The sequence below is a fragment of the Streptococcus mitis subsp. hohhotensis genome (assembly GCF_000722775.1).
GTDB lineage: Bacteria > Bacillota > Bacilli > Lactobacillales > Streptococcaceae > Streptococcus > Streptococcus carlssonii.
Genome location: NZ_JPFZ01000009.1, coordinates 43,088 through 62,686, shown reverse-complemented (window position 1 = coordinate 62,686; position 19,599 = coordinate 43,088). Strand labels below are relative to the sequence as shown.

The following is a 19,599-nucleotide window of genomic DNA, read 5'->3' as shown; positions in this document are numbered from 1 at the left end:
CTAGCCTCCAATCACACCTGAAATATCCTTGGTTTTCTTAAAGACACAGGCATTCCATTCCCCTTGAACCATGTGGGTTTCAAGGAAAAATCCAGCTGACTCAGCCGACTCGCGCACCATGTCCCACTTGTCCTTGATAATCCCACTCATGATCAGGTAGCCTTCGTCCTTAACCAAACGATAGGCATCGTCTGTCAGATGAATGAGGATATCCGCCAAGATATTAGCTACAATCACATCTGCCTCAATCTCAACTCCCTTAAGCAAATCTCCTGCTGCTACATGGATGTTTTCCATACCAGGGTTTAGCTCAATATTTTCCTGAGCAACACGAACTGCTACATCATCCAGGTCGTAGGCAAAGATTTCCTTGGCACCAAGCAGCGAGCTAGCAATGGAGAGAACGCCTGATCCAGTCCCCACATCTAGCACCGTTTCCCCACCACGAAGAACCTGTTCCAAGGCAAAAAGGCTCATCTTGGTAGTTGGGTGGGTTCCTGTTCCAAAGGCCATACCAGGATCTAGCTTGATAATCTTTTCTCCAGCAGTCGCCTCATAGTCTGTCCAAGAGGGAACGATGGTCAAATCATGAGTAATACGAGCTGGTTCATAATATTTCTTCCAGTTGTCTGCCCAGTCTTCTTCAGCCAAGGCAGTCGTCCCCATTTTTACCTCTCCCAAATCCATAAAATCAGTTAGTTCCGCGAGACGGGCCTGCAAGTCTGCCTCAACCGTTACTACATCAACCGTATCAGGGTAGTAGGCCGTCACTACAATTTCTTCCTGTTGCTCGACCTCTGGGAAAATTTCGCCAAAGCGATCCACATTCCCCACATAGTCCATGCTATCTTCAATCGCAACACCTTGCGCTCCCAGCTCAATCAAGAGATTAGAAACCAATTCCTCTCCCTCACGCTTAACTGTAACTTTTAACTCTTGCCATGTTTCCATATTTAAGACACCAAGCCCGTAAAACATAAGACCAAAATAGGAAATTCTCTGAAGACGCTTGTGTCTAAGAGAAGTTTATCTTTTTGGCACAGTGTTTAGGGCGAGTTCAGTTTAGAAATGTAACTGAACCATCCTTTCTAATCACTTACTTTTAAATAATCTTTTAATCTATCCTGCAACTGAGGGACAACTTGACTGGAACTAAGAAATTCCTCAACATTCATCAGCTGATAGCCCTGTCCTTCATCTCCAAATACGATACTGTCAAACTGAGCCTGTGTCAACTGACCGACTAGAAATACAGATTGTTTATCCGCAAAAAGCATACTTGGATAAACCTTACTCCAAAGCAGACAATCCTCAGTCAGATAAATTCCCAGTTCTTCATAAACTTCACGCGCCACGCACTCAAAAGGACTTTCATCACCTTCACGTCCACCGCCTGGAAGTTCCCACATATTGGGCCAGGGAATGCTTGCCTTATCATCGCGTAAGATGGTCAGGAGCCTATCCCCACAAAACAAAGCAATCTTACAGCCTGTGAAATCAGAAATCTCTATTTCCATATTAGACTCCTTCGGTTAATTCCTTTTCCAGCTCAGCTAACCAGTTTTGATAATAGCTTTTCTCATCCCGTAACATCCGACTGCTATTCATTTTCTGTCTAGCAATCTTCATAGCCTTGTGAGTTTGAACTACATCTTTCTTTACCTTAAATTGATACCAAGCTTGAATGACCTGCATATCTGCTGTTTTTAGAGATAAAAAGGATTTGACTCCTCGAATACTTGCATATTCTTCCGCCTTCTTATTATCTCCTTCCATCAGAGCAACTTGAAGAAGGTATAATTGAGAACTAGTTTTAGACATTGGATTGTCTGTTTTATCTAACACAGACTGAAACTGTTGCTTTGCAAGTTCTATATTATCATCCAATATGAATACCAACCCCTGAAGAGTCTGAACACTTTCTGCAAAACTCCCTCTCACCTCCTCATCAACAGGCATGATAAAGTCTTTTAAATCATATTCTTGAGGAGCTAGCAAGGTCTGGGCAGAATGCCTCAACATCAGGTAGGCGTATTTCGTATTTTCAGGGTGTTGTAGCAATTCCCAAATTTTTGCTCCATCGGTGATGCCGACTGGCAAAATGTTATTTAGGAAGAAAGACAAATTAAGAAAAATCCAAGTCCCTGCAAAATACCAGCTTCTTGTCAAAAATCCAAACACTATCGCCAATAATATCAAGCTGAGATGAACCATCAAGCCTCCTGAAAGCATCAGGATGATTCTTTGATCACTTTCATCCTCTTTTAAACCAATGTATTGAGCACCAACATTTTTCAGAATGGCTGTTCTACTAAGATGAAACCTGCCTAACTTTTTGGTCAAAATAAAATGTCCTAACCCAAAAGCCACCAGACGATAGCCTGTCAGATAACCACAAAATGCATGACCAAGCTCATGAAGAATCAAGATTACATACATGCTTAGAAAAGCAAAAGCATAACCAAAACTAAAAACTAATAATGCAGAATAGCCCAACTCTGCAAATGCGATGGTTCCACAAGCAAAAGCTAGCATAATAAAGACAACAGCTAGCACATAAACCAAATAAATCCCAATTTTCTTCATAAAATCTCCAACCAACTCCTAATATCTCGGATAAGGATAAAATTCTCCCTCTTCCAAGCCAACTTTTCCTTCTTCAAAGACTTCTTGGTTCCATTCCATGACGAATTCTTCTGCTTCTGGGTCTTCCAAAAAGTCCATGAGGGCATCTAGTCCAACCTCGGCAGTGTCTTTAAGGAATAGAGCAAAATAAGCTAAAAATTCACGAGAAAAACCTTTTTTAGGTAGGTAAGGAATAACCGTCAAATAGTCTTCCTCATTGACTGTTGATTTGGCAGGATTGTAAAAAAGCACTGCTTCCTCAAAGAGAATGTCATCTGACGAAACCTCTCCGTCTTCATCTACCATCTCCACACCTGCAGCGTTTTGCGCTTCCAATAGAAAACTCACTTCAACCGCGTGGTTACGCTTGTCCCAACTAATCTCAAAGTCAAAGGGAAAATTCTTCTCCAACTCTTCCTCTAAAACATCTAAAAATCCGTATGTTGCCATTTTGTCCTCTTTCTATGCGACTCTTTAATCGCCCCGATTGCTCGGAAATATGCTAAAATAGATACTACCATCTTACCACAAAATTATTTTATGTCCTAATTATACCATATTACCTCATTTAAACCCTTGGTATTAGTGATTTTCTTAACAGTCTGATTTCTTTATTTTTTCCAAAAACTCAACACAAAAAGCCCTCGAAAGGGCTAAGAAATCTATAAAATCAATAGACAAGTAACCAGCACAATTAGATGTGCTTTTTTATTGGCCATTCCCACGATGTCACACTTAATCTTATGCTTGTATTTTCTTATCTGCAATAGCGTCTGTCAAAGTCTGAGAAAAGTTAAGTCCCATTTCTCGTCCCAACTTATCTGCCCATCTTGGTATGGTCAAGGTCTTTTTAATTGGTTCCTGACTTCCTAAGTACTCTGATACATCAACAGATACCATAGAAATAAAAGATTTATCAAGGTCATAGGTTGACACGAAATCTTCATCATCTTTAAAAGGATCATTATCAATTAAAGACAAGCTATTGATATCTGATGGCTGGGGCAAATCTCCATCACTCTCTATCAAATCTGCGACAGTTATCCCTAACCACTCCGAACCCATAGCCAAAGCCTCAGAAATCCCCTCTCCTTGTGTAGCTGAGTATTCAAAATCCGGGAAATGAACAAAATAAGTCGCTTTTACCCCATCTGTATCATCATAATAAAATAAAGCTGGATATGTCACTAACATTTCACTACCTCCATATCAAAAAGCAGGGGCTGAATTTTACAACCCAGCTTGCTTTCTTATCCCTCTTTCAGTGTACTTATTCAGCTCACCATGAGGGATTGTGATAGGTCTTTCCCCTTGCTTCTCCATTTTAATATGGGAGCCTTTACCGCCTCTAGTCTTTATCCAACCATGAGCCGTAAGGAGTTTAACCATCTCTTTTTGTGTCATAGGCATAGCGCTTTTACCTCCTGACAACACCATTATAACACGTGCTACACGTATTGTAAAGGAGGATGATACTTATTATTCTCTCATACCAAAAAGCTCCTAGATGTGGTTCTAAGGGTAGCCAATTTATTCATGTCTATTTTTTTGAGTGGTAAATACTGCTTCTTTCTCGATCCATTCATCATTTGTATAGTCAATTGTAAAAGTATCTCGATTTAAGACAGACTGAGGCGGAGTTGAATGAATCATAGGAACACTGCGTACTCTATACTTTTTATCTCCAATTTTTACAAATTGATTAACTCTCAAGTCTTCGAAATCAGGATTTTTAACAGTTGTAGTTTATTGAATTTGGAATAGTACGCCAAGGTTTCTAAAACATTGTTAGAAATTGGTTTGAATTCCCTACTTGATTTGTTCGGTTTCTATTTCATTCCACTATATTACAAGAAGACGACTTACTACTTTAAAAACACCAATTATTCTATTTTTCATATTTTTCCAATTCATAATTATTAGAATGAACTTCTTGGTAAGCAAAATCAAGTTTAGATTTAATGTTTTCGTACAAATCTAAAATCTCTTTTGGAGTATCTTCCCGGAAGAAAAATTTTCTTTTTCCTGAAATAACTTGATCACTAAGAATCCAATGACGAATTTGTTTTGTAAAAATCAAAACTTCCTAACTTGGTAATTCCATTATTTCCACTACTTATTACCTCTCTTTTCATTATAGTTCATGCAATAACATTTAGCAATGTTATTTCTCAAATCAGTAATTACACTTCTTTAGACTCAACTATCACATTTTGAGCTTTAAGGGAATGCTGATACCTCTCCTCATCCAATTAAATAGTCAAAAAGATTCTATCTCACACCCTGAATATTACAAAACCATTGAAATATCACAACTAATAGGCTAGAATGGACATAGTAAGATATATTAGATGAGTCATTCTACTCAAAAAATATGAAACTAAAATCCACGTTAGAAAGGACTGCTATGCCAGACAATCTCGCGCTTCGCATGCGCCCTAAAACCATCGACCAGGTCATCGGTCAGGAACATCTGGTCGGACAAGGAAAAATCATCCGCCGCATGGTGGAAGCCAATCGTCTGTCCTCCATGATTCTCTACGGACCTCCTGGAATCGGCAAAACCAGTATTGCCTCTGCCATCGCAGGGACGACCAAGTATGCCTTTCGAACTTTCAATGCGACAGTTGATAGTAAAAAGCGATTGCAAGAAATTGCGGAAGAGGCTAAATTCTCTGGTGGTCTCGTCCTATTACTAGACGAGATTCATAGACTAGATAAAACCAAGCAAGACTTCCTCTTGCCTCTCTTGGAAAGTGGACTGGTCATCATGATTGGGGCTACAACTGAAAATCCTTTCTTCTCTGTTACGCCAGCCATTCGTAGCCGGGTGCAAATTTTTGAGTTGGAACCTCTGTCTAACCAAGACGTCAAAGAGGCCCTGCAGATAGCTCTAAGTAACCCTGAGCGTGGTTTTGATTTTCCAGTAGAACTAGATGAGGATGCGCTGGATTTCATTGCTACCTCTACAAACGGAGACCTTCGCTCTGCCTTCAACTCACTAGACTTGGCTGTTCTTTCTACCCCTGAGAATGACGAGGGCATCCGCCATATCACTCTAAACATCATGGAAAATAGCCTGCAGCGGAGTTACATCACTATGGATAAGGATGGGGATGGCCACTATGATGTTCTCTCAGCCCTGCAAAAGTCTATCCGTGGCTCAGATGTTGATGCCAGTCTTCACTATGCTGCCCGCTTGATTGAGGCTGGTGATTTGCCAAGTCTCGCTCGTCGCTTGACTGTTATCGCCTATGAAGATATCGGCTTAGCCAATCCTGAAGCTCAGATTCACACCGTGACTGCTCTGGATGCTGCCCAAAAGATTGGGTTCCCAGAAGCCCGCATTCTCATTGCCAATGTCGTCATTGATTTGGCCCTTTCTCCAAAATCCAACTCAGCCTATGTAGCTATGAATAAGGCTCTTGCCGACCTCAAAACATCAGGGCACTTGCCTATTCCGCGACACCTGCGTGATGGGCACTACAGTGGAAGCAAGGAACTGGGGAATGCCCAAGACTATCTCTATCCACACAACTATCCTGGAAATTGGGTCAAGCAAGACTATCTACCAGAAAAAATTCGTAATCATCACTATTTCCAAGCAGAAGATACTGGTAAATATGAACGGGCTTTGGCTCAAAGAAAGGAAGCTATCGACCGTTTGCGAAAAATCTGAAATCCTTTTCAAAAAATTGCACTTTCCTCTTGATTTTTTTGAAAAAGTGGTATTATATAAACATAGAAACGCTGTGGTGTACGACTTCACACTTAAGTGTTGACCGACTATTTTTTGTATTATTAGGGAAACAAAAGTCTTCTAACAGCATGTAGGCCGTCTCACACGGAAACAGCTTCAGTTAGAGCGAGTTGCCCACCTGCTTAATTGCGCGGGTTCAATACAAACCGTGAAGTTTCGGCACCAATACAGCTTTTTTCTTTGCCTCCTTAGCTCAGCTGGCAGAGCAGCGGACTCTTAATCCGTGGGTCACAGGTTCGATCCCTGTAGGGGGCATCTAAATCAACAGGAAAAGCCTTGATTTCAAGGCTTTTTTGCTTGTCTATAACTGATTTACTCCATCATTTGCCCCACTTTTAAATCTATCTTTTCTTTTTGAATCAAATTACATCTTTACAAATAGTGTAAAGCCAGTTACTTTTGCTTTGATGCCATACAATATTTTCATGTAGAGAAGACAAATTTTATCTTCTCTTTTTATTTTCAAAATGATAAAAACTGATTTTCTTTTCATGAATCAGACTGAAACTTCCAAATTGTTTATTTATTTTATTGACATTTTCTATAAAAATAAGTATAATAGTTTTATTATCAGACTATACTATATAGGGGGTATTGAAATGAAATTTTCTAATCGTTTACTGCTATTCCTTGCAGGAGTTGTTTTTGTCCTTTTAGGACTTTTCCTATTTACACACCCAGTAGCTAATCTTGTTGCTTACAGCTGGTGGATTGCATTTGATTTACTGGTTTCTTCTATAGCAGCTCTTTTAGGCTATTTCTCTGCACCAAAAGAGCTTCGCTCACCTGTTTATCTTTTCCAAGGGTTTGTTAGTCTTCTCTTAGCTCTTTACCTCGTTGCTTATGGCTTTGTGACCCTGCCGGTCGTCATTCCAACTATTTTAGGAATTTGGTTAATTGTAGAAGCCATTATAGTTTTCTTTAAAGGCAATCGTCTGGGATTGATTTTCCCTATTATTGGCAACCATATCATGTGGGTAGCCTTGCTTGTATTTTTACTAGGTCTAGTGATTCTGTTCAATCCAGTGGCTACAGGTGTCTTTGTCGTTTATGTCATTGCCTTTTCATTTTTAGTTACTGGCTTCACCTACATTATTGAGGCCTTTCGTAAATAATCTAGTTGCCATTTTGGGCATATTAAAATAGCTGGGAAGTTACATTCTCAGCTTTTTCTGTTGCCTCCTTAGCTCAGTTGGTAGAGCAGTAGACTCTTAATCTATGGGGCGCAGGTTCGAGCCCTGCAGGGGGCACATCTAAATCAACAGAAATAAGCCTTGAAACCAAGGCTTTTTTTAACGTCTAATAGCTTTTTGTAGAAAAGTATTTAAAAATAAAAGAGAAGAGAATCTCTCACTCTCTTCTCAGTATATCTTATTAAATTTAGTTTTTCTTAATCTAGCTGATTTTCCTTTGCAACGACAAATTCCTTAACCAATCGATAGATAACAGCAAATATCGGTGTAAAGAATATCATCCCAAGTAAGCCAAAGAGATTGCCTCCAATACTAGCAGCCGCAAGCGTGAAAATAGCTGGCAAACCAATAGACTGACCTATAACTCTAGGATAAATAAGGTTTCCTTCAATCAGCTGTATAACTTGATATAGAAGAAGAGAAAGTAAGGCTTGAGTAGGACTCACTGTGAAGATAAAAATCGCTCCCACAACACAAGCAATCATAGGCCCTACATAAGGAATGAACGATAGCACTCCTGCAAAGATACCTGTCATTACTCCATAGGGTATCCCAAACACGCTGTAACCAACCGCTATCATAACTCCTATGATAACTGCTTCAATCAGCTGACTCATCAAAAATTGGTCATAAGTCTCTAGTGCTACTTGTCCAATGTAAGTCAACTTTATCACCACCTTCTCTGGAAGAAAAACTTTTAGAAGTCGACTCGTCATCGCTGCCAAATGTTCCTTACTGGATAAAAATGAAAAGGTGAAGACTATAATCAAAAAGGCATTCATCAAACTTGAAAAAATATTGCCGATATTACTAGTCAGACCTGATAAAAAACCTATCAAAGCTTGGCTAATAGAACTAGATTGTCCCTGTATGCCTGATACGATAGTTGACAACATGTCTTTGGTTACAAATTCCGAGCTGCCTAGCAATTTCCCAAGTTGAGTCAGGACTGTTGAAAGGACTGTTCCCAGCTGACTAATAGTCTGGGCTAGGGTTGGCAGCACCAAAACCAAAAGAGCAATCACGATTAAGATAAGAGCTAGGAAAACAAGTACCATGGCAATCGGACGACGCAACTCTGCCTTTACCTTCAATTTAACTAAGTACTGTTCAATTTTTTTCATAGGAACATTAAGCACAAAAGCAATAACAGCACCATAAATCAAGGTTGATATTACATCAAAGAGAGAGATTGCTCCTGATATAAAGCTCGATGCATTCAGAATTACAAGAGCAACCAGCCCTATAAAAAGTATTAACGGGGTGTATTTTTTTACTAAGTTCATAAATTCTCCTTAATAAACATGTTTAGATACGACTATACTATTTGGTTTTTCAAACTCTCGATTAAGGTAGGCTTGGTAAGTTCCTGGAGCGATAAATCCTTTGGGTGAGAGGATATCGGTGCCAGCCTGACCGACTATGGTATCAGCCAAGAGCACACAGTTTGTAGATAAGACAAAGTAGGATTTAAACTTAGATTTGATAAATTTATAAAGTTCCCCATCTGTCTCATGTCTGATTTTATAAGCGTAGGTGTAGTCTTCCTTACCATCACCTGTCATGATTTTATCTGCACTTGGCTCCCATGGAATCGTCAGTTGTTTCAATTCAGCCAACTTTTTCTGAACTGCTTTTTCCATTTCAGGCGTCAAATCTATCCCATAACCAAAAAGCGTTTTTTGACTCTCACGTTTACATAGGTCAATGTACTTGTCACGATCACAGAAATATAAGACACCATCTCCTACCATGCCAAATAAGGTCTCAGAAGACGGATCATAGTTGCCATAAGAAATAACACGGCCTTGATAGCAGATATCCACATGACCAATTGCCGAAAACAGAGAGGTCTCAGCTGTATGAACAAAAATTTCAAGCTCCGCTGTCTTACCAGACTTCACCATTCCAAGATGGATATCTTCTTCCTCATCAGCATTTTCCAGCATAAATTTGTTAATTTTTGCTAAAGTTCTTGCAGGGATGAGAGCGGCTAGGACAATAGGTAAGCTAATTCTAATGCGACGTTTGAGATGGTTTTTCCCAATTTCCCCTTCAAATAAGAAACCGTCACGGATATTGGACACACCATAAAGGAAAAATAAGCCCCTAATACAAAGAGTTGAAAGACAGAATTTCCTGTAGAGGACAAAAGACTAGTCCCACCAAGAAAAACTAGTACGAGTCCATCTAGTAAGAGACGAAAACGAGGTCGAATTTTGTTTTTGCGGTAGAGAACATAGGTGACAAGGTTAATACTAGCATGAAAAATCTGATAAACTCCAATCACAAGAGCCAAAATATAAATCGGCACATCCGTCGCAAGATTGGAGCCAAGCAAATATCCCAGCACTAACAATTTAACCAGTGCAACTCCCAAGGTGTCCGTTGACTGACTTTTTTTGAAAATACGTAATACTAAATCTAAGACCGTTGCTATCCAAGCTAAAAACAGAACCAGTCGAATAACCTTTACTGGCAACCAAGTCCCCGTGACCATCAAGATGAGACCTAGCAGAACAAACAAGAACCCCTGAGCAAGTAATTTCTTACCTGTCAGACCTAAAGATAGAATTTTCGCCATATAAAAACCTTTCAACAATAAAAATTAAACACTCCGATTAAACTGACTAGTAAATAGCCAACACTACAAACAGCCTGTGCCAGCAACATATGGTGACTAGAAATGACTGTAGTAATGTCACCATCTTGTCTTATGCACTTCTAAAATTTGTTATATTGATTAGAAACCAGAGCTTATAAAAACTAGCTAAACTCGAGAGATAGACACAATTGCGACGAAAAAATGTATAACCAATTCAACTTGTTAAGGTAAGAAAGCATTATTTCCAATCTATTAATTATTCATCTATTACCTATTATGACACAATATTCCCTATAGTTCAACTTTTTACTTGTTTTTATATTACACGGACTAAAAAGTTTTCAACAGTTGATTGCATTTGTTTTAATAAGTTTTAACCTTTCTTGGTTAGATAAAAAAAGAACCATACAGTTTAGAATCTGTATGGTTTTTGCCCCACTTTTGTCCCATTTTTAAATCATGACATTGAAAATACCTAAAATCACTTATATTTCAATATTTTTAATTGCTCTCAATATGAAAGTCCTTTCCAAATCCCTGTAGGGGGCATCTAAATCAACAGGAAAAAGCCTTGGAATCAAGGCTTTTTTGTGTAGTCTTAGCACTAAAAAACGATAGAAAAAACACCCCTTCTGAACTGCACCCCAAAAGTTAGACAGAAAAAACCTAACTTTTGTGGCGCAGTTCATTCGCGTCACATGAAGTTATTTAAGCATCTCCTTTTTTTTATTACCATTTTCTGTTATAATAAATTGTACTTCTAAAATAGAAAGGTATTAAGATGACAACTCTTATTAAGCATAAACGTGTAGAATTTTCAGAACTATTTTATGATCTAGTTTTTGTTTTTGCGATTTCAAAAGTAACTGCTTTAATTCACCATCTTCATAACGGTATTTTGACTTGGAATTCTTTGCTTGATTTTTTCATGTCTGTCTTGCTTCTCATCGATTCCTGGATGATTCAAACCGATTATACCAATCGCTATGGAAAGAACTCTTTATTTAACATAGTAATCATGTTTATCAAAATGGGAATTTTACTCTTTATAGCCAATATGATTGGACCTGATTGGCAACAATATTTTCATTATGTCTGTTTGGCTATTGGTACATTAACCCTTACCTTATTTTTTCAATATTTGGTTGAATTTTTTAGAAAATCAACCGATGATGTTAATCGGGAAAGTATCAAAGGTTTTCTATGGATAACAGGTCTACGAAGTTTAGAAATCTATCTAGCAGCTCTTCTTCCTATTTACATTGGAGTCTATATCCTTTATGCTAGTATTCTGCTAACATTTATTACGCCAATTACCTCGATTAGTAAAGATGATCATTACCAGGTAAATCTCCCCCATTTAATCGAGCGCATCTCCCTTCTTGTCATTATTACGTTTGGAGAGATGATTATGGAGCTAGCTAACTTCTTTACAATCGAGAATTTCTCGATTTATTCGGTTCTTTATTTCATTATTATGCTTTCTCTGTTCTTGTTTTATTTTGGTCAATTCGACCATGCTATTGATGAAAAATCTAATCAAAAGGGACTATTTCTAATTTACAGTCACTATCCTATTTTCATTGGACTTCTTATGATGACCGTTTCGATGAGTTTTCTTCTGAATCCTGAAACTAATCTTCTCTTTGCAACCAGCTTCTTTTATATCGGAATTGGCCTCTTCCAAGCTGCTGTCCTAGCAAATGGGCCCTATAACAAACACTATCTTCGCTATTCGAAAAGTTACTACTGTGTCCAAGCGACACTCTATCTGGCTGCCTTGATTCTCTCTTTAATCTTTGCTTCTAATCCTATAATAGTAGTAAGTATTACAACCATTTTAGCTCTAGCTATAGCTATTCATTCTATTTATTTTTATATGACACAGACTAAAAAACATTCCACACCTTACTGGGAGTTGTTTTAATGAGTTTATAAGATTAAAAAGCTTTGGAAACCAAGGCTTTTTTTCATTAATTTGTTTTTCCATTTTATCCTCCGATTTGAACTCGCACTGACATTTATTTATAACAACACTATATATCTAGAATAGCATAATCATTAGGTATTATAGGTTTTCAAACCAAATACGAGTCATTCGTTTTTGCCCCACTTTTGCCCCATTTTTAAATCCTGACATTGAAAACACCTAAAAGTATTTCCCTAAAATCAGCTATATTTCAACATTTTTGTTTATTTTCAATATGAAAAGTTCTTACAAATCCATGTAGGGGGCATCTAAATACAACAGGAAAAGCCTTGATTTACAAGGTTTTTTTGCTTGTCTAAGTCAGATTTGTCCCACATTTGTTTATCAACTTCCTTTCCAGACATCTTTAATCTTAAAACACTCTTCAAAAAATTTTTTTAAATTTAAAACAAAAGTCTTGCTTTTCTTTTAATTTATGCTATACTTGTTCTTGTATCTAATACAAGTTTGTAAAAAGAGGAGTTTAGATGGATACAAAATTCTCAGTTGCTTTGCATATCTTAACCATGATTAGTGAAAGCAAGGAAACCTTAAGTTCTCAAGCACTAGCTATTAGTGTTGGGACTAACGCTAGTTACATTCGAAAGGTGATTGCCTTATTGAAAAATGCAGATTTGATTCATTCCCAGCAAGGAAAAACAGGCTATCAACTCAATAAGTCTCCAAAGAAAATGACTTTACTAGAGATCTACTATGCTACTCAAGAAATCAATCACATTAGTTTATTCCCTGTTCATCAAAATAGTAATCCCGATTGTCCCGTTGGAAAACATATTCAAGGAGCAGTTTCACCGCTTTTCGCTAGTGCCGAATCTCAATTAGAGAAGGAATTAGCAAATCAAACTTTAGAAGATGTCATTGACAATCTATATAAACAAGCCAAACAAGTCCGAAACTGATTTGATAACAAGTCAGTTTTTACTGGAAATAACATATACTTGTATTAGATACAAGTATATGTTGTCGTATTAAAAAAGAAAAGAGAAGACAATGAAAGCCGCACAACATACTACTTATAACAAAAAGAATATCACACTGAGCATCACAGAAATCGCTAAACCAAGTATCACAGACAAACAAGTCTTGGTTAAAGTATCCGCAGCTGGAGTTAATCCTCTCGATAACATGATCTCTCGTGGTGAGGTTAAGATGATTGTTCCTTACAAACTTCCTCAAACTGCAGGTAATGAGGTCGTTGGAATCGTTGAAAGCATTGGCAAGAAAGTTAACAACTTTCAGGTAGGAGATCGTGTCTTTGGCCGTCTGCCACTTGATCATATCGGTGCCTTTGCAGAATACGTAGCTGTCGATACCCAAGCCTTAGCCAAGGTTCCAGACTATCTATCAAACGAGGAAGCTGCTGCTGTTCCTCTTACTGCCTTGACTATCATGCAGGCTCTTGACCTCATGGGCGCTCAAGCTGGAAAAACGATCTTTATTTCTGGTGGTACTGGAGGTGTCGGTGGCATGGCCATTCCGATTGCCAAGGCCAAAGGTTTGAAAGTCATCACCAATGGGGCTGGAGATAGTGCTGAGCGTGTATTGAAGCTAGGAGCAGACCGCTTTATCGATTACAAAACAGAGGATTATACAAAAACTGTTAGCCAGGTTGATTATGTTCTCGATACTCTTGGGGGCGCTGAGACTGAAAAACAAATGTCTATCATGAAAAAAGGTGGTCATCTTGTTTCACTTCGTGCCATGCCAAACGGTGCCTTTGCCAAACACATGAATCTACCAAAATGGAAACAGATTATTCTTGGCTTAGCAGGTCGCAAATTTGATAAAATGGCGGAAAAATATGGCATCCACTACCATTTTATCTTTGTAGAAAGCAATGGTGCTCAATTACAAGAGGTAGCTGACCTCTTTAGTAAATTAGAAATCAAACCCTCTATCGATACAGTTTACCCATTTGAAGAGGTAAATAGCGCATTAGACAAAGTCGCTAATGGTCGCTCACGTGGAAAAACAGTCCTCAGCTTTAAGAAATAAAAAGGAAAACACAATGTCATATATTACTACAAAAAATCAATACATTACAGTCGACGGGAACAAAATCGCTTATCGCGAACTCAGTAAAGGCAAATCAAAACTACCTCTTCTGATGCTGGTCCATTTGGCAGCAACCCTCGACAACTGGGATCCTAAACTCTTAGACCTTATTGCTGAAAAACACCATGTCATTGTAGTCGATCTTCCTGGAGTCGGAGCTAGTCAGGGCAAAGTTGCTTCGACGATTCCTGGAATGGCTAAGCAGACAATTGACTTTGTAAAAGCGCTTGGTTACGATAAAATCAATCTTCTTGGCCTTTCTATGGGAGGAATGATTGCCCAAGAAATCATCCGAATCAATCCTCCTCTAGTCAATCGTTTAATCTTGGCTGGAACAGGACCTCGAGGTGGAAAAGAGGTCGATAAGGTCACAGGGAAAACCTTTAACTATATGTTTAAAGCGGGACTCGAGCGCATCGATCCTAAACGCTATATCTTCTATAATCATGATGAACAAGGGAAAATTGAAGCTTTGAAAGTCCTAGGACGAATGGGGATGAGAACAAAGGAATTTGCGGATAAAGACATGAACCTATCAGGATTCCTAACTCAACTCAAAGCTATTAAACGTTGGGGGAAAGATTCTCAGGACGACCTAACATTTATCACCCAAGCAACCTTAATCGTCAACGGGGGCAAGGATATGCAGGTTCCAACGGAAAATTCTTACGATATGCATGCAAAAATCGAAAATAGTAAGCTGATTATCTATCCAAATGCTGGCCACGGTTCGATTTTCCAATATGCAGACGAATTTTCAACAGAACTAATAGCTTTCTTGGAGGACTAATATGGTCAAAACGATTCTGATTACAGGTGCTACTGACGGTATCGGTAAACATCTGGCAAAGAAATTGGCCAGTGAAGGGCATCATGTCATCCTCCATGGTCGAAATCCTCAAAAACTTGAGCTGGCGCTTCAAGAGGTTCGGACAGTTTCCTTGAGAGGCAGAGTTTCTAACTACCTTTCAGATTTTTCAAAATTAGACGACGTTTATCGATTTGTAGAGGAAATCAAGAAAGACTTTAAAAGTATTGATGTCTTGTTTAACAATGCAGGCCTTTATGCTGGAAAAGAACGAAAAGCGAGTGCTGAAAATGTCGAGTTGACCTTTATGTTATCTGTTCTGGTTCCCTATATTTTAACAACTGAGCTAAGTCCCTTGTTAGAAAAAACGGCTGACGGCCGTATCATTAATACTTCTTCCTATATGCATCATTTTGCCAAGGTCAAGGATTTAGACTTTGGATTTGAGAACAACTACAATCCCGGATTGGCCTACAATAATTCCAAACTTTACACCATTTGGATGACACGTTATCTAGCCAGAGAATTCTTGCTAAAAGGTTCAAGCATCACCATCAATGCCTACCATCCAGGCTTGATTTCAACAAACTTAGGGAATGATTCCAGTGATGAAAAGACGAAAAAGTCTCTCTTCGGACGTTTGATGAAGTCATTTTCAAAAAATCTAGATGAGGGGATTGAAACAGGCTACTATCTTACATTATCAGAAGAAATCACTGGTTTGACTGGCTACTACTTTGATGAGAAGAAAGTAAAATCTGTATCTGAAAAAGGCTATACACTTGAAAAAGCTCAAGATTTAATCACTTACTGCAATGATAAAATTGAGTTGTTTCAAAATAAGTCCACAATATCTTAACTTTATTATGACTCGACTATAATGAGTATTTTTCAATTCTCATGATAAATCATATGAAGCTTTTTTAATATTCAAAAAGACTCCACCTATCTATAGGAAATCTACCCTAGAGATGGATGGAATCTTCTTTCACTCACTAATCTAATCGAATAAACATCATGGCATTTAACAAAGATATGAGTGAGACCGTGTTTATATTATTTGAATAGATGAGTCTCTTATTTTCAATCGGAGGAATAATAAAATTAGAAATGATGATATCATAAGGCGATTCTTCTAAAGATTCCTTTTATAATTCTAATTCAGTCCAAACTTCAAGTTCAAAATTGTTGCTGCAATAATAAGAAAGTGTCTCTGCAACAGATTTTGCATGATACTGATCAAAATTACTCATAACCAGAACCTTCAGCTTTGGCTGATTTTGTAGTAGATTAAGCACCAAATGTTTAGTATGAGTGATGAAGGTATAAGATAGATGATTAACCATCATTGAACTAGAACAAACCTCAAGAGTCTCTAAATAATGAGAAAGCTCTTTTTTTACATCTGAAACAAATTTAGGAAAAATATTTTGAAAATTCCTGATTGTATTCCCTTTTTGATCAAATAAAATAAACTCAGTAGACAACTCTTGACGATACAGATGTGTGGTATTATGCAGATGCCAAATCAGATTATCCTTATTCTCAGTCTCAATCTGATACTTGACTGAAATCTGATCAATAAAATCACTCAATAGATGGTAAGATTTTTCAACATAACTATCCTTTTTTACGCATTTCATAAAGAAACTTTCATCTATGAAAAACATTTTTTGAAAGTAAGACACAAATAATTGGCAAACAACTTCCTCATCTAAAGAGATATTGTATTCTGATTCAAAACTCTGAGCAGCACCCTCTATTCCTTCTGCCTGCATTAAAAAATCCAAACTTTGGTCGTTAAAAGAATCTTTCTCTATTTCCATAAAATGACCAAACTTTATTCGATATAAATTAATAACCAGGAGCAGCTTTAGCATTCTATGCGTTGACAAATTCATTGGAAAGCTTGTTTCCTTATAAACCAATTCTAACAATTGAGATAGGGGCTCTGATGAAAAATTTTCAAATGGCCATTCTAGGAAATAATATTTTTCTGAAAAATATTGTGCAAAAAAGTAACGAATGTCTCTCTCATTTCCAATGATTTGAACAGGGGTCAGACTAATTTCAAATTGAAATTGCTTTTTAATCACTTTATTGATTTGGCTAATAATACGATAGAGCGAAGATGAACTGATATAAAATTCTTTACAAATACTCTCAGCTTGACAGCCTTCATTAAAAAAGATAAATTCTAAAATCGAAAAATGAGTTGAATGCTTAAAGAAATTATGGTAAACCATTTCAATATCACTATCATCGGTATTAATAATGCGTATACCATTAGTAGAAGAATGAAAAATCAAGTCAGGAAAAGCAGATCTAACATGGGATAGATCATCTTTGACTGCACGTTCTGTACAATTTAGTAACTCTGCTAGTTCAGAACGATGAAACCATCGTTTATGTTCAAATAATAATTCTAATAATTCTAATTGCCTATGACTTTTTTTAGATAATAAATCTCTCATGAATGTCTTTCTATCTTTATAAATTATCGGATTAAACCTCTTGCAATTATACCACAATGAATAGGTATAGCATGCTATAACGACTTTTCCTAAAATCTTTTATTTCGTATAATAACACTACAGAAACAATATATAAACAATTTTCTTATTTTACCGTCTATTGAGGGCGTGAATACAGAATCAAATTCAAGTCGAAAGATTATATTTTTAATTTTAAAAATTATATAATAGCAACAATCAAAGAATTTGATTTTTTTATATTAAAATTACATAATAATCAAAATAATTGATTATTTTATATCAAAATTATATAATAGCAATAATCAAAGGAATTGATTTATTTTTTGATATTAAAATAAAAAAGGAGGGTAAGCAATATTGTGGTCAATCATTGCTGGAGGTCTTATTGGACTTGTAGCAGGTAGAATCACTAAAAAAGTAGTCCTATGGGAATCGTCGCAAATGTATTCGCTGGTTTAGTCGGGTCATCTGTAGGACAATCCCTTTTAGGTAGTTGGGGCCCATCCATCGCTGGAATGGCTTTGATCCCATCTATTGCAGGAGCAGCAATTGTTGTTACTGTAGTATCATTCTTTACAGGTAGAAAGTAAACTTTTCGCCAGTAAAGTTAGCAAACTATTTTTAAATCAATGACGAGAAAAATAGTTTAAATGTTAAATCGAAAGGATTGTATATGTCAAAAGCAAAGAAAATATGTTTCATTATTTTCTGTATTTTAATCTTGACAATTTTCCTTCCTGTTTTGATAGATTATCATCAAGTTAGTGATCTAGGCATTCAGCTATTTAGCTGGAGACAGAATCATTTCGTTGAATTCTATCTTGCTAGATATATATTCTGGGGGATAGTGGCTCTATCAACTTTAGTTTTGTTATCGATGTTAGTTGTGTTGTTTTATCCTAAACGTTATTTGGAAATTCAACTTGAAACTAAAAACGATACATTAAAATTAAAGAATTCTGCAATCGAAGGTTTTGTTAGAAGTTTGGTAAGTGATCATGGATTGATCAAGAACCCAACTGTTCATGTAAATTTACGAAAAAATAAATGTTTCGTTCATGTAGAAGGTAAAATTCTTCCTTCGGACAACATCGCTGACAGATGCCAACTAATTCAAAATGAAATAACTAATGGATTGAAGCAGTTTTTTGGTATTGAGCGTCAGGTTAAACTAGAAGTTCTAGTAAAAGACTACCAGCCTAAACCAAAACCTCAAAACAAAAAGACTGTTAGTCGTGTGAAGTAAGGAAGTAAAAAATGGAATGGCTTAAACAATATCGATATCCAATAATCGCAGGTCTCATAGGCGTATTTCTCGCTTGTTTGATTATCTCCTTTGGCTTCTTCAAAACAATATTTGTATTGATTTTAGGAGCACTGGGAGTTGCAGCTGGATTATATATCGAAAAAAACTATATAGATAAATAAAAATTACTAATTTAATTAAAGGAGTTTCATATGTCAAACGAAAAAAACATTAACACTAACGTAGAAAAGAAAGATGCTACTGCTGTAGCTCACGAAATCAAAGGGGAACTTACTTACGAAGATAAAGTTATCCAAAAAATCATTGGTCTGTCACTAGAAAACGTTTCAGGTCTTTTGGGAATCGACGGTGGTTTCTTCTCAAATCTTAAAGAAAAAATCATTAACAGCGATGACGTAACAAGTGGTGTTAACGTAGAAGTTGGTAAAACACAAGTTGCAGTTGACTTAAACGTTATTGTTGAGTACCAAAAAAATGTTCCAGCTTTATATTCAGAAATCAGAGAAATCGTATCTTCAGAAGTTGCTAAAATGACTGACTTGGAAGTTGTTGAAATCAACGTAAACGTTGTCGACATCAAAACTAAAGAACAACATGAAGCAGACTCAGTAAGCCTTCAAGATCGCGTATCTGACGTTGCTGAATCAACAGGAGAATTCGCTTCAGAACAATTCGAAAAAGCTAAATCTGGTCTTGGATCTGGTTTCTCAACTGTTCAAGAAAAAGTTAGCGAAGGTGTAGAAGCTGTTAAAGGTGCAGCAACTGGTGTAGTATCTCACGAAAAAACTCGTGTAAACTAAT

Annotated in this window: 19 protein-coding genes, 2 tRNA genes and 3 pseudogenes; 13 read left to right on the top strand and 11 right to left on the bottom strand. The window is 37.1% G+C overall.

Translation table 11 applies throughout. From position 1 onward, the window contains the following. The 8 genes from prmA to SK608_RS02990 all read right to left on the bottom strand — a co-directional run bounded on the left by prmA (position 1) and on the right by SK608_RS02990 (position 4,705). Entirely contained in the window at positions 1-951 is a 951-nt protein-coding gene (gene prmA / locus SK608_RS03025) for a 50S ribosomal protein L11 methyltransferase (protein ID WP_033677742.1), read from the bottom strand. Positions 952-1,088: 137 nt separating this feature from the next. Beyond that, positions 1,089-1,517 carry an NUDIX hydrolase gene (locus tag SK608_RS03020; protein ID WP_033676493.1) on the bottom strand — a complete coding sequence of 143 codons (429 nt, stop codon included), beginning with the start codon at positions 1,515-1,517 and terminating at the stop codon, positions 1,089-1,091. A gap of 1 nt (position 1,518) precedes the next feature. Then, complete coding sequence (locus SK608_RS03015; protein WP_024057540.1) at positions 1,519-2,586, bottom strand: M50 family metallopeptidase; 1,068 nt, start codon at positions 2,584-2,586, stop codon at positions 1,519-1,521. An 18-nt stretch (positions 2,587-2,604) separates the two neighbouring features. After that, positions 2,605-3,075, bottom strand: a complete 471-nt coding sequence (locus SK608_RS03010; protein WP_000257122.1) for a DUF3013 family protein — start codon at positions 3,073-3,075, stop codon at positions 2,605-2,607. Positions 3,076-3,366: 291 nt separating this feature from the next. Continuing rightward, positions 3,367-3,819 (bottom strand): type II toxin-antitoxin system HicB family antitoxin, encoded by a 453-nt coding sequence (locus SK608_RS03005; protein WP_033676492.1) that lies wholly within the window; start codon positions 3,817-3,819, stop codon positions 3,367-3,369. A 36-nt stretch (positions 3,820-3,855) separates the two neighbouring features. Continuing rightward, positions 3,856-4,035 (bottom strand): type II toxin-antitoxin system HicA family toxin, encoded by a 180-nt coding sequence (locus SK608_RS03000; RefSeq protein WP_001132287.1) that lies wholly within the window; start codon positions 4,033-4,035, stop codon positions 3,856-3,858. Positions 4,036-4,155: 120 nt separating this feature from the next. Next, positions 4,156-4,338: a hypothetical protein gene (locus tag SK608_RS02995; protein WP_033630633.1), complete on the bottom strand. Its 183-nt coding sequence runs from the start codon at positions 4,336-4,338 to the stop codon at positions 4,156-4,158. A gap of 175 nt (positions 4,339-4,513) precedes the next feature. After that, a complete protein-coding gene (locus SK608_RS02990; RefSeq protein ID WP_000578034.1) occupies positions 4,514-4,705 on the bottom strand; it encodes a hypothetical protein in 192 nt (63 codons plus the stop codon). Between the two features lie 327 nt (positions 4,706-5,032). Between SK608_RS02990 and SK608_RS02985 the strand changes: the two genes are divergently transcribed. The 4 genes from SK608_RS02985 (at position 5,033) to SK608_RS02970 (ending at position 7,635) form a co-directional block, all read left to right on the top strand. Beyond that, positions 5,033-6,304: a replication-associated recombination protein A gene (locus SK608_RS02985; protein WP_033676488.1), complete on the top strand. Its 1,272-nt coding sequence runs from the start codon at positions 5,033-5,035 to the stop codon at positions 6,302-6,304. Between the two features lie 263 nt (positions 6,305-6,567). Next, positions 6,568-6,640 (top strand) — tRNA-Lys (locus SK608_RS02980). Positions 6,641-6,984: 344 nt separating this feature from the next. Continuing rightward, complete coding sequence (locus SK608_RS02975) at positions 6,985-7,500, top strand: DUF308 domain-containing protein (RefSeq protein ID WP_000672738.1); 516 nt, start codon at positions 6,985-6,987, stop codon at positions 7,498-7,500. Between the two features lie 62 nt (positions 7,501-7,562). Continuing rightward, a tRNA-Lys gene (locus tag SK608_RS02970) sits at positions 7,563-7,635 on the top strand. Positions 7,636-7,775: 140 nt separating this feature from the next. On the opposite strand, the gene SK608_RS02965 is transcribed toward SK608_RS02970, so the two are convergent. Together SK608_RS02965 and SK608_RS02960 are read right to left on the bottom strand one after the other, a co-directional pair. Next, positions 7,776-8,864 (bottom strand): AI-2E family transporter, encoded by a 1,089-nt coding sequence (locus SK608_RS02965; protein ID WP_033676486.1) that lies wholly within the window; start codon positions 8,862-8,864, stop codon positions 7,776-7,778. Between the two features lie 9 nt (positions 8,865-8,873). Next, positions 8,874-10,162: pseudogene (locus SK608_RS02960) on the bottom strand (DUF308 domain-containing protein). A gap of 802 nt (positions 10,163-10,964) precedes the next feature. Between SK608_RS02960 and SK608_RS02950 the strand changes: the two are divergent. The 5 genes from SK608_RS02950 (at position 10,965) to SK608_RS02930 (ending at position 15,895) form a co-directional block, all read left to right on the top strand. Beyond that, positions 10,965-12,110 (top strand): low temperature requirement protein A, encoded by a 1,146-nt coding sequence (locus tag SK608_RS02950; protein WP_033676483.1) that lies wholly within the window; start codon positions 10,965-10,967, stop codon positions 12,108-12,110. A gap of 530 nt (positions 12,111-12,640) precedes the next feature. Further along, positions 12,641-13,072 carry an Rrf2 family transcriptional regulator gene (locus SK608_RS02945; RefSeq protein WP_033676481.1) on the top strand — a complete coding sequence of 144 codons (432 nt, stop codon included), beginning with the start codon at positions 12,641-12,643 and terminating at the stop codon, positions 13,070-13,072. A gap of 91 nt (positions 13,073-13,163) precedes the next feature. Further along, the gene (locus tag SK608_RS02940) at positions 13,164-14,168 is read left to right on the top strand and encodes an NADP-dependent oxidoreductase (protein ID WP_033676478.1); all 1,005 of its coding nucleotides are present in this window, start codon (positions 13,164-13,166) and stop codon (positions 14,166-14,168) included. A 13-nt stretch (positions 14,169-14,181) separates the two neighbouring features. Continuing rightward, on the top strand, positions 14,182-15,018 hold the full coding sequence (locus tag SK608_RS02935; RefSeq protein WP_033676476.1) for an alpha/beta fold hydrolase: 837 nt from the start codon (positions 14,182-14,184) through the stop codon (positions 15,016-15,018). Position 15,019: 1 nt separating this feature from the next. After that, entirely contained in the window at positions 15,020-15,895 is an 876-nt protein-coding gene (locus SK608_RS02930; RefSeq protein WP_033676475.1) for an SDR family NAD(P)-dependent oxidoreductase, read from the top strand. A gap of 136 nt (positions 15,896-16,031) precedes the next feature. On the opposite strand, the pseudogene mgaSpn reads toward SK608_RS02930, so the two are convergent. Further along, positions 16,032-17,510: pseudogene (gene mgaSpn / locus SK608_RS02925) on the bottom strand (virulence factor transcriptional regulator MgaSpn). A gap of 375 nt (positions 17,511-17,885) precedes the next feature. On the opposite strand from mgaSpn, the pseudogene SK608_RS02920 reads away from it, so the two are divergent. From SK608_RS02920 to SK608_RS02905, 4 genes and pseudogenes are all read left to right on the top strand, one after another. Further along, a pseudogene (locus SK608_RS02920) lies at positions 17,886-18,121 on the top strand (GlsB/YeaQ/YmgE family stress response membrane protein). A gap of 83 nt (positions 18,122-18,204) precedes the next feature. Then, positions 18,205-18,777, top strand: a complete 573-nt coding sequence (gene amaP / locus SK608_RS02915; RefSeq protein WP_033676473.1) for an alkaline shock response membrane anchor protein AmaP — start codon at positions 18,205-18,207, stop codon at positions 18,775-18,777. 11 nt (positions 18,778-18,788) lie between these two features. Then, on the top strand, positions 18,789-18,959 hold the full coding sequence (locus SK608_RS02910; protein WP_000455064.1) for a DUF2273 domain-containing protein: 171 nt from the start codon (positions 18,789-18,791) through the stop codon (positions 18,957-18,959). Positions 18,960-18,989: 30 nt separating this feature from the next. Beyond that, a complete protein-coding gene (locus tag SK608_RS02905) occupies positions 18,990-19,598 on the top strand; it encodes an Asp23/Gls24 family envelope stress response protein (RefSeq protein WP_033676470.1) in 609 nt (202 codons plus the stop codon). Position 19,599: the final 1 nt, after the last annotated feature.

What these genes read in the sequence shown, in the direction of transcription:
- prmA (WP_033677742.1), bottom strand. Translation starts at nt 951, where the DNA reads ATGGAAACATGGCAAGAGTTAAAAGTTACAGTTAAGCGTGAGGGAGAG.
- SK608_RS03020 (WP_033676493.1), bottom strand. Translation starts at nt 1,517, where the DNA reads ATGGAAATAGAGATTTCTGATTTCACAGGCTGTAAGATTGCTTTGTTT.
- SK608_RS03015 (WP_024057540.1), bottom strand. Translation starts at nt 2,586, where the DNA reads ATGAAGAAAATTGGGATTTATTTGGTTTATGTGCTAGCTGTTGTCTTT.
- SK608_RS03010 (WP_000257122.1), bottom strand. Translation starts at nt 3,075, where the DNA reads ATGGCAACATACGGATTTTTAGATGTTTTAGAGGAAGAGTTGGAGAAG.
- SK608_RS03005 (WP_033676492.1), bottom strand. Translation starts at nt 3,819, where the DNA reads ATGTTAGTGACATATCCAGCTTTATTTTATTATGATGATACAGATGGG.
- SK608_RS03000 (WP_001132287.1), bottom strand. Translation starts at nt 4,035, where the DNA reads ATGCCTATGACACAAAAAGAGATGGTTAAACTCCTTACGGCTCATGGT.
- SK608_RS02985 (WP_033676488.1), top strand. Translation starts at nt 5,033, where the DNA reads ATGCCAGACAATCTCGCGCTTCGCATGCGCCCTAAAACCATCGACCAG.
- SK608_RS02975 (WP_000672738.1), top strand. Translation starts at nt 6,985, where the DNA reads ATGAAATTTTCTAATCGTTTACTGCTATTCCTTGCAGGAGTTGTTTTT.
- SK608_RS02965 (WP_033676486.1), bottom strand. Translation starts at nt 8,864, where the DNA reads ATGAACTTAGTAAAAAAATACACCCCGTTAATACTTTTTATAGGGCTG.
- SK608_RS02950 (WP_033676483.1), top strand. Translation starts at nt 10,965, where the DNA reads ATGACAACTCTTATTAAGCATAAACGTGTAGAATTTTCAGAACTATTT.
- SK608_RS02945 (WP_033676481.1), top strand. Translation starts at nt 12,641, where the DNA reads ATGGATACAAAATTCTCAGTTGCTTTGCATATCTTAACCATGATTAGT.
- SK608_RS02940 (WP_033676478.1), top strand. Translation starts at nt 13,164, where the DNA reads ATGAAAGCCGCACAACATACTACTTATAACAAAAAGAATATCACACTG.
- SK608_RS02935 (WP_033676476.1), top strand. Translation starts at nt 14,182, where the DNA reads ATGTCATATATTACTACAAAAAATCAATACATTACAGTCGACGGGAAC.
- SK608_RS02930 (WP_033676475.1), top strand. Translation starts at nt 15,020, where the DNA reads ATGGTCAAAACGATTCTGATTACAGGTGCTACTGACGGTATCGGTAAA.
- amaP (WP_033676473.1), top strand. Translation starts at nt 18,205, where the DNA reads ATGTCAAAAGCAAAGAAAATATGTTTCATTATTTTCTGTATTTTAATC.
- SK608_RS02910 (WP_000455064.1), top strand. Translation starts at nt 18,789, where the DNA reads ATGGAATGGCTTAAACAATATCGATATCCAATAATCGCAGGTCTCATA.
- SK608_RS02905 (WP_033676470.1), top strand. Translation starts at nt 18,990, where the DNA reads ATGTCAAACGAAAAAAACATTAACACTAACGTAGAAAAGAAAGATGCT.